This window comes from Cupriavidus phytohabitans, assembly GCF_017815025.1.
GTDB lineage: Bacteria > Pseudomonadota > Gammaproteobacteria > Burkholderiales > Burkholderiaceae > Cupriavidus.
The window spans coordinates 1-325 of sequence record NZ_JAGIQB010000285.1 but is presented as its reverse complement, the minus strand read 5'-3'; the positions used below and the strand labels follow the sequence as shown (position 1 = coordinate 325).

1 protein-coding gene is annotated in these 325 nt (G+C 59.1%); it reads left to right on the top strand.

The genetic code is table 11. The features are described from left to right. Positions 1–168: 168 nt before the first annotated feature. On the top strand, positions 169–325 hold a 157-nt coding region (locus J8I34_RS34510; RefSeq protein WP_209808655.1), incomplete at its 3' end, for a helix-turn-helix domain-containing protein.

Here is a 325-nt window from a genome sequence, read left to right as displayed (position 1 = left end):
CTGCATCCTGGCCCGATGAACCCGGTCAGGGGCGACGCAGCGCCTGAGGGATTGCCCCGGGTTATTGAGCAGTTACGGCACTTGTAGACTCTCAGAGTCTCGCGTTGATATGACTCGGCGTCCTCAAATCTGAAGTGCAACACCTTGCCATTTGGTAAGGTGTGGTGGATGATGAAGAAGAAGTACCGGCAACAGCAACCCGAAGAGCGCATGCGCATCGAGATTTGGAAGGCGGAGCAAATCGGGGGGAGGGACATGGCCTTCCGGCTGGGGCGCTCGCCGTCCACCATTTCGCGTGAGCTTGCCCGCAATACCTGCCATGGGC